7 protein-coding genes are annotated in these 5,564 nt (G+C 67.7%); 6 read left to right on the top strand and 1 reads right to left on the bottom strand.

Annotated features, from left to right (window positions below):
- The coding region (locus ACWELQ_RS36655) for an ADP-ribosylglycohydrolase family protein (protein ID WP_452401609.1) at positions 1-584 on the bottom strand (584 nt) is incomplete at its 3' end.
- 52 nt (positions 585-636) lie between these two features.
- Between ACWELQ_RS36655 and ACWELQ_RS36650 the strand changes: the two genes are divergently transcribed.
- The 6 genes from ACWELQ_RS36650 to ACWELQ_RS36625 all read left to right on the top strand — a co-directional run bounded on the left by ACWELQ_RS36650 (position 637) and on the right by ACWELQ_RS36625 (position 5,485).
- Entirely contained in the window at positions 637-1,641 is a 1,005-nt protein-coding gene (locus tag ACWELQ_RS36650) for a hypothetical protein (protein ID WP_452401608.1), read from the top strand.
- Positions 1,642-1,666: 25 nt separating this feature from the next.
- On the top strand, positions 1,667-2,626 hold the full coding sequence (locus ACWELQ_RS36645) for an NAD(P)H-dependent flavin oxidoreductase (protein WP_452401607.1): 960 nt from the start codon (positions 1,667-1,669) through the stop codon (positions 2,624-2,626).
- Between the two features lie 84 nt (positions 2,627-2,710).
- Positions 2,711-3,868, top strand: a complete 1,158-nt coding sequence (locus tag ACWELQ_RS36640; protein ID WP_452401606.1) for a hypothetical protein — start codon at positions 2,711-2,713, stop codon at positions 3,866-3,868.
- Between the two features lie 30 nt (positions 3,869-3,898).
- Entirely contained in the window at positions 3,899-4,561 is a 663-nt protein-coding gene (gene lexA, locus ACWELQ_RS36635) for a transcriptional repressor LexA (RefSeq protein WP_452401605.1), read from the top strand.
- A gap of 9 nt (positions 4,562-4,570) precedes the next feature.
- Positions 4,571-5,068: a DUF4189 domain-containing protein gene (locus ACWELQ_RS36630; RefSeq protein ID WP_452401604.1), complete on the top strand. Its 498-nt coding sequence runs from the start codon at positions 4,571-4,573 to the stop codon at positions 5,066-5,068.
- A gap of 111 nt (positions 5,069-5,179) precedes the next feature.
- The gene (locus ACWELQ_RS36625) at positions 5,180-5,485 is read left to right on the top strand and encodes a hypothetical protein (protein ID WP_452401603.1); all 306 of its coding nucleotides are present in this window, start codon (positions 5,180-5,182) and stop codon (positions 5,483-5,485) included.
- The last annotated feature ends 79 nt before the right edge of the window (positions 5,486-5,564 follow it).

The following is a 5,564-nucleotide window of genomic DNA, read 5'->3' as shown; positions in this document are numbered from 1 at the left end:
TTACCGTTGTTCATCGTCCGACCCCCTGTCTGACGAGTTGTGCTGTCGCCCTTACTGAATCGGGCGGATACTGGCGAGGATCTTCTTGGCCGTGGCGACCGCATGACGGTCCCGCACCCCTTCGAATTCGGATTCACCGGACCGGGCGCACCGAATTCGAGTGCCGGGATGAATTCCTCGGCCTGCCGCCGCAATCCGGTCATGCACGCGTTGCCGGGGGCGCGCATGGCATACAGGAACTGTTGCCGCGCAAGCCATCCGTCCGGCTCGGGCCCCGGCCGGTCCTGCGCCTGGGTATCCCGCCACCGCAGATACGCTCGCCGCAACACGGGTGCGTAATTCCCACCGTCCGGGCACCGCAACAGCCCTTCGGCGGTGAACATGGTCATCTGCGTGTCATCGGTGATCTGCTGCGGCGCATCAGGATTGGGGCCGGGCAGATACCCCGTCACCCCGGCGGCCCCGTACCGCCCCCGAATCTGCTCCAACGTCAAGAACTCGATCGGCCACCCCAGCGCGTCCCCGACCGCCCCGCCCAGCATCGCGCCCCGGACCCGATCGAACAGCCGCTCATGATCATCCACCGCACCACCATATTCCGTACGCCCGGCGAAGGGTTTTGAGACACTGTCGCGCGTGCGTGAGGTTCACCGGGACGTGATTCCGGTCAGGGGTGCGAAGTCATTGGTCTGGATCGGGGGCACACTGTACGACACCGCCGCCGGATGGCGTTCGATTCCGCTGGACGGATCACCCGGTTCCTCGCGGTTCGGACCGTACGGCGATCAGTTCGACGCGGTCGTGGTGTCGCCCCGGCGCGAGATGGTCGCCTTGCTTGCGAGCACGGGCACCAAGGGCCTGCTGTTGTCCTCCGACGGCACGCTCATTCGAGAGATCAACCGCAGCTACTACCAGGCCGACATGTATCGATACCCGTTGGCGCTGTTCACATTGCCGGATGGCCGCACCGGCCTCGCGCACTGCCCGGACGAGTACAACCGCCTCGAAATCGAGGTCGCGGCCACCGGTGAGCGGCTGACGATCGACGCCGAGCGTAAACCCGAGGACTTCTTCCACTCCCGGCTCGCGGTCTCGCCCGACGGCCGGTATCTGATGAGCGCGGGCTGGGTATGGATGCCGGTGGATGCGCTAGCCGTGTACGACCTGCACCGAGCCTTGACCGAGCCCGCCGAATTGGATTCCACGGGAAGCATTCTCGACGGCCGCGTCTACGGTGCGGCCGACGTGGGCGGCGCCTGCTTCCGCGACGGCGACGTCGTGATCGCGACCCTGTCGGGCGGCTACCGGCCCGAGCCTTCCGAGCGCCTCGCGTCGAACATGCTGGCCCGCTGGTCGATCACCGGCCGAACCTTCCTCTGGCGCAAGCAGCTCGAGCATCCCGCCGGTGATGTGGTGGGCCTGGCGGGTCGCATCCTGTCCCTGTACGAGCATCCGCGTCTCTACGACGCGACGTGCGGCGAGTTGATCGCCGAATGGCCCGATCTCGCGACGGGCGAGGTGGAGAGCTCGATCGTCGCGTCGGATGCTTTCTCCGGTCCGGCGCGCCTGGCGATCGACGCCGACCACCGTCGCTTCGCCGTCACGGACGGGGAACGCGTCACCGTCGTCCACCTCGGCTGATCGGGTCAGCGCTACCGTGGGTCGCATGCCATTGCGGACCGAGTTCACGGAGATGTTCGGGATCACGCATCCCATCGCCTGCGCGCCGATGGGCGGGGCCGCCGGTGGGGCGCTGGCGGCGGCGGTGTCGGAGGGCGGGGGACTCGGGCTGGTCGGGGGTGGCAGTGGCGATCGGGCTTGGCTCGAGCGTGAGCTGAACATCGTGCGGGAACGGACCCAGAAGCCTTGGGGCATAGGCTTTCTGGCCTGGGGTGCCGAGGTGGCGGCGGTTGAGCGGGCCTTGGAGTTCGGCCCGGCGGCGGTGTTGATCTCGTTCGGTGATCCGCGGCCGTACGTCGAGGTGATCCGGGCGGCGGGGGCCGCGCTCATCGTGCAGGTCACCGATATGGCCGAGGCCGAGCAGGCCGTCGAGGTGGGAGCCGATGTGATCGTGGCGCAAGGGACCGAGAGCGGCGGGCACGGTGCCCGGCAGGGGCGTTCCACCCTGGCGTTCGTGCCCGCGGTGATCGATCGGGTCGTGCCGATACCGGTGCTGGCCGCGGGCGGGATCGCCGACGGTCGCGGGCTGGCGGCGGTGCTGGCGCTGGGGGCGGCGGGCGCGTTGATGGGGACGCGGTTCCAGGCCAGTCTCGAGGTGGTCGGGGATGCGTTCGCGGGCAAGGCGATCGTGGAGTCCGACGGCGAGAACACCGAACGCAGTGCGCTACTCGATATCGTGCGCGACTCGGCCTGGCCGTCGCGATACACCGCCCGCACTCTGTCGCATCCGATCCTCGAGCGCTGGCGCGGCCGCGACGAGGAACTCGCCCGCGACACCGACGCGAAACGTGCCTACGCACAGGACGTCGCGAGCGGTGAGCTGCCGCCCACGGTGTGGGCGAGCGAGGCGGTGGATCTCATCGGCAGCCTGGAACCGGCGGCCGACTTGGTCACGATCATCGCCGCCGAGGCCGAGACGGCATTGCACAGGACGTTGCGGACCTGACCGTGAGGTTCTGAACCGGCCGGGCTGTAATCGCCGCAATTATCCGGTATACGCTGTCCGCCGGTTTCGAGAAGAAAGTCGGTAATGGGCGTTTTGAGGGGGGATCGCGGGCTGCTGCCCGCCACGACCGGTGGTGTGGGTACGGACCGATCGCGGCGTCGCGGGCGGGGATGGCGATGGATCGCCTCGGTGGTGGTCATCGTGCTGGGTTCCGGTCTAGCCGCATGCTCCGGGCAGCACAGCGATTCGGATCCCAGCGCTCGTGGATCGGCGCCGACGAGCACGACGGTCGCGGCCCCGCCGGTCTCGCCGCTGGACACCTTCGGCTGGGATCCGTGCGGATACCTGACCCCGGACCTGTATGCCGATGTGGCCGACCATGATCCGGCGACCGGCCTGCCCCGGGTACAGATCGATCCCGTCGATTTCGACCTGTGCGAAGTGCACATCGTCGTGCCAGGCCCGACGTATCACGAGATTCTCGTCGACTCGAACAAGCGACAGACGCCGCCGACGCCTGGCGTCTACGACAATGCGGACCGCTATTCGGTTGCCGCTGACGGTGACTGGACGCTGGTCGCGCAGCGGCAGGAGACCATGGGGTCTTGCATGCGCGCGGTGTACTCCGCGCAGAGCAGCGTCGTCATCACCTCCTCGCAGGACACGTTCGAGAAGGCGCTGCCCGTGGATGTCTGCGATCTGACCGATCGGGCACACAAGGCGCTGCTCGCGGCGCTGCACGCGAAGTCGCTGCCGCAACTGTCGTTCCCGGCCGATTCGCTGGGCCGAGTGGACGGTTGCGCGCTGCTGACCGATGCCGAGATCACCGCGAATGTCGCGCTGCCGGGCTGGAATCCGCCCGCTGCCCGGCATCGGGGGCACTTCTGCCTGTGGCAGGCGACTGTGCCGAGCACGCAGACCTCCGCGCTCTTCCCGTTCCAGACGAAGTACAACCTGGTCTCGGTGATGCAGGGCTTCAGCAAACCAGCGGCGGGCCGAATCGTCATGATCGCAGGTCTGCCCACGACGCTCAGTGGCGGCCCGCAGTCCTGCACGGCCAGCATCGCCGGGCGGACCTGGCGGCCCTGGGTGGGAAAGCAGATATATCAGGCGCGTTCGGCGCAGCCGGATTCGCTCGTCGAGTACCTGCAGCTGTCGGTGGGTTTCGCCGACGCCGGGACCGGTGACGCCTGTCAGGCCGTGCAGACGCTGGCGGCGCAGGCGTGGCCGCGGTTGCGCTGAGTCGCGGAATTCTGCCCGTAGGATTCCCCGGTGACCTATGACGACTTCGACGGATTCGAGCATCTCGACACCACCACCTTGCCGGAGCGGCAGCAGCGGATTCTGTGCACGATCCGGGATTGGGTGCAGCGGCACGGGTATTCGCCGAGCACCCGCGAGATCGGGGATGCGGTCGGATTGAAGTCTGGTTCCTCTGTTTCGCGGCATTTGCGCGATTTGGAGGAGCGCGGGTTCCTCAAGCGCAGCGAATCGGTCACCCGGCCGATGGACGTGCGGCTGTTCCTCAAGGCGTCCGGCCCGCAGCGGCAGCAGGACGAGAACTCGGTGCCGGTGCCGGTGGTCGGCGATATCGCGGCCGGAACGCCGATCCTGGCCGAGGAACACACCGACGACGTGCTGTCGCTGCCGCGTGAACTGGTCGGTCGTGGCGTCGTCTTCGGCCTGCGGGTCCGCGGCGACTCCATGATCGACGCCGCCATCTGCGACGGCGATATCGTGGTGGTGCGCAAGGAACAGGAAGCGCACTCCGGGGAGATCGTGGCCGCCATGATCGACGGCGAGGCGACGGTGAAGGTCTACCGCCGCAGCAATGGCCACGTTTACCTCGAACCACGCAATCCGGCTTATCCGGTCATCGATGGCGATCGCGCCCAGGTGCTCGGTAAGGTCGTCTCGGTCATGCGGCGAGTCTGACTGTCTGGCATGATGACGCCCGTTATCACCTTCCATCCCCGGGAGTATCGAATGTCGTTGCTGCGCAAGGCCGGTATTGGTCTCGCTGTCACGTCGATGGCCGCGATGGGCACCGTGGCCGCCGGATCCGCCAACGCGGCGGACAGCGAACCGGTCTTCACCGCTGCCTCCGGTGACCTGTACGGCGCGCTGGCGTTGTCCAAGAGCACCGGAAATGTCGCATATGCCGTGAATTACGGCAGCTGGGACGGCGCGGACGGCGCCGCGGTCGAGAAGTGCGGTGGCGGCGACTGTGCCGTCGTCGTGCATTTCGCCAATGCGTGCGGTGCCGTCGCTCAGGGCGCCGACACCCGGTTCGGCTGGGCCTGGGCCCCGTCGAAGTCGGAGGCCGAATCCTCGGCCATCAATGTGCTCGGCAAGAGTGCCCCGGGCTTCCCGGACACCGGTTCTTCTTCGCCGCGCCAGGCCAAGATCATCCTGTCGGCTTGCACGGACAACGCGAGCTGACAATCGGCGAATCATCTCGGCGCCGCATCGGATCACTCCGGTGCGGCGCTGTTTTGTTTGCCGGAGTCCGTTTTCCAGCAACACGCCCGATCGGACGGGGATGATTTGCCGGTGGACGACATCACCTACGAGGACACCCGGTTCGCCCTGCACGCCGCGGCCGAACTGCTGATCGCCGGTCCGCAGTACCGCCGGTTCGGCAGCATTCGCATGCGCATCGTGCTGGGCGGCTTCGCCGGGGTCAAATGGCCGGTGTCGGTGACCGGCACCGACCTGGTGTGGCCGCAGGGCCGCATCCGCCTGCACGGCACCTACAGTGACCTCGCCCTGAGCGCCGGATACGAGGCCGACGCGCCACCCGCGGGCCTCTACTCCGACGGCACCCGCATGGATCCCGACGTGGGCAACTGGACCTGATGCTGCGCAACAGCCTCGCCACCGCCCGGCCGCTCACCGATCTGCTTGCGCAGCAGCCGGATCCGCAGCCCTACGACCT

This window comes from Nocardia sp. NPDC004722 (assembly GCF_053601505.1).
The sequence above is the reverse complement of the archived record's forward strand: the minus strand, read 5'-3'. Positions and strand labels throughout refer to the sequence as shown.